This is a genomic window from Sinorhizobium sp. BJ1, assembly GCF_002531555.1.
Classification (GTDB): domain Bacteria; phylum Pseudomonadota; class Alphaproteobacteria; order Rhizobiales; family Rhizobiaceae; genus Sinorhizobium; species Sinorhizobium fredii_B.
The window spans coordinates 1-3,106 of the sequence record NZ_NWTH01000088.1 but is presented as its reverse complement, the minus strand read 5'-3'; the positions used below and the strand labels follow the sequence as shown (position 1 = coordinate 3,106).

The window sequence follows — 3,106 nt, the reverse complement described above, 5'->3', positions numbered from 1 at the left end:
CTCATGCAGAAAATCCTCGATCAGCGCGTCAATTGATACGTGGGAGTCCCTACGCGCTTACATTTATGATCAGGGATCTGGGTTTAAACGGAACTGACCGCCTCGTACGCGATTCCGCGATGTCATCGATCGCGGACGTGCCTGACGCAGGGCTTGCATCCGGCACTCGCAACGCAGGAGCTTTCCGTTCCCTGGCCGAAATAGGGGCGCTCGCCGCGCCTCTATCGGAGGAGCTTGACGGCATGGGGGAGGGTCTCGGTGCCGCAACGCTTATCCTAGAACATGATCGCGCTGGCCGGCCGGCGTGGCGCGATCGCAAAACGCGAGCATCTGCTCGACCTATTCAGGCGGAAGTGACTTGTCAGGTGCGCCAAGCTCCAGTTGGCCACCCCAGGAACTGCGCGAGCGAGATCCGCCGCGATTGCGCCCCGCTGTTGCAGAAAAGCGCAGAAACGAGTGCAATGCTGTGATCATCAGCTGCGCCCGGCGAGGGCTTCCCGTGTTAGCGTAACGGACAACGAAACGATGGACATCGATTGCGTGCAGCTCATCTAGGCGCATCGAGTTGCTCACCGCCGGATTAGAAAGCTTCGAACAATCGGCAGATAGTTGCTCAAGGTCGCCGATGAGAGGCCACGCTCCGCATCAGGTATCGCCCGAAATCTTGGGTGAGCTTACCCAGAGGACTCCGATCAACCTCTGGCGGGACGGCTTGAATGCAACCGAGGTCACGAATGCGGCGAGAAGCGCATGCCCGCCCCCCTGTGCCCTTCTCATGCGGTTCTTGGACGCTGGCCGTGGTGTGGCGACGTGAAGCGCAGCGGAACTTCCCTCCACCACGAGCGACGGCCCGAATTGGCGTAGCCTTCCCGAACCGAGCCCATTCGTCGGAAGCGACCCATCGCCCCGTGTGCCTCGAGCACCTGGGGTGCACGTGCCCCGTCGGATTGGCCGTGATCGATGCCCCGTGGGGAGTTCGTGCCGGACCTGTGCTTTTCCGAGCGCCAGTACAGGGATCGGCGAAGATCGCGGTGGCGCGTATGCTCAAACGGGGAGAAGGCATGACTAATCGAAGACATTGTTATGCTGGCGTCGACTGGGCGTCGGAGAGCCATCATGTGTTCCTCACGGACGGTGATGGCCGAAAAATCGGCGAAAGGGGCTTCAGGCACGATGGCGAAGGGCTCGCCGGGAGGACGGCAGCTCAAACAGGCGCACCATCGACTCGCCCTGCAGCGGCGTGACTCGCCGGTCACGAAGCGCTCCGGCAAGAGCTGCATCGTCGTCAGAAGACAGGCCCGCCATGATCGACTTGCCAAAGCCATGTACCATTGGGCGGGCGTCGCCGTTCAACACGACCTCAGAAGCCGACTGAAATACGCCGTGCTTCGAAGCCGAGGTCACAGCCACGGTCGGGCCTGCGATATGTCGCCGACCGCCTGCTTGCCGTCGCCTGCGCCATGCTCAAAACGGGCACCACCTTCGACCCCTCTCTCGCCGCTCAAAAATCCGCTTGTTAAACGGTGGGGAGTCCCCCGCCTAAGTCTTGACAACCATGCGCCTGCGGAATTTCGATGCGGCAGTCAGTTCATCGGACAGCCCTGTGGAGAATGGGTCGCTTTATGAGGAGAAGAGGGCGCCAGCCGTTGTGGCGCTCCAGCGAAGTCAACGTAGCAGTTTCGCTATGTCGACACTGCGTGTCGGGTTTGTCATGTCCGCAGCACAGGCATGTTTAGCCGGTCCTTCGTTTGCGTCAGCTAAATGGCTTTAAAGAAATCACAAATTTTTCTTCGGTCGATCAGCCAAGTTGGCGCGGGTTTTGAAACCCTTCGGTGTGAGGCGGCGAGAACTGCCGACCGACATTCATGTCGCGGGTAACCGCGAATGATGAAACCAACGATGGAAATTTCACATGAATCTGGAAACGGAACGTTTATTCATGCGTCCAATACGTCCTTGGGACGCTGATGCCCTGCATCGCCTGCACTGTGATCAGCTAGTAGTCGCATCGACGATGGAGGGAATTCCGCCAACGCGGGAAATGTCTGATGCGCGGCTGTCCCTCTATCTTCATGAGTGGGAAACCTACGGATACGGATTCTGGATGGTCTATGAACGACAGGATGGTGGCGACTTGCGCTTTGTGGGGCGGTCCGGGCTGCGCCGCTTCGATGACAACGCCATTGAAACCGGAACCTGCTTGTTCGGAACCCGGTGCGGTCAGGGAATTGGGCCGGAAAGCTCAAAGCCAGTGATCGAATTTGCCTTCGCGACCCAGCCCATCGATCGGTTGGTCTCTTTCGTACGCCCGACGAATATACGATCTCTCAGAACGAGAACCCGACTGGGTTTTTCTTGCCTCGGGCCAGTTGTCGTTGATGGAACGAACTATCACCTCTTTGAATTGCGCCGTCCGCCTCAATGATGGTCAGCAAACTGCTGCGCTTCGGGCTCAAAGTTGTCCGCGTCAGGCCGCAAGGCCAAATGTCGTCGTCCTGATCCCCAAGATGCTTGAAGGGCATTTAAAGATTATGGGAAGCGGCTGAGTTTCGCCATCTCGACAATCTGATGAGCTCAGGGATAGCAGGGGATAAAAACGGGTTCTGTGCGTCGAGTTCAGCAAATTGAGGCGGTGAGACGGTGGTCATGCGGCGTGACGGAGAGCGAGTTTCTTGTGCTCTCTGAGAGCGTCCATGTTGATGTAGCGATTGGCCTCCATCCAGTTCTCGTGGGTTTCGACGGCCTGCCCGTCGATCCTGCAGACGCTAACACCTCGGCCTCTTACATTGCGTTCTACGGTCGTGGGTCATCCGAACGACAGCTGCCCTGCCGGTAGCAACGGCAGTTACAACGTCAGCCCTAAAGGCGTTTTCGAGTATCGCCATGGTAGGTCCCCCTTATGCGCTCCCTCTAACCCTCCGAATTGATCAGCGAGAATGATCCCTGGTGGCTCGGTGGTCGTTGCACCCCGCATGTCGCGGCTATCACAGAAGTATGCCGCCGGTCTAAAATGCATGAGGACGACATCGCACTCCAGCACCGTGGTGTGGCGGGTCCTCGAAGCCGCAGGACTTGCCTTGAGCAGAAGACCGCACCCGTTCGCTAT

General features: G+C 58.6%; 1 protein-coding gene. It reads left to right on the top strand.

The window, feature by feature from the left end; all coding sequences use genetic code 11:
* Positions 1-1,912: 1,912 nt before the first annotated feature.
* Positions 1,913-2,425: a GNAT family N-acetyltransferase gene (locus CO676_RS34055; RefSeq protein WP_097524287.1), complete on the top strand. Its 513-nt coding sequence runs from the start codon at positions 1,913-1,915 to the stop codon at positions 2,423-2,425.
* Positions 2,426-3,106: the final 681 nt, after the last annotated feature.

Excerpts from the sequence above, each read along its gene's own strand:
- CO676_RS34055 (WP_097524287.1), top strand. The coding sequence starts at position 1,913 with ATGAATCTGGAAACGGAACGTTTATTCATGCGTCCAATACGTCCTTGG.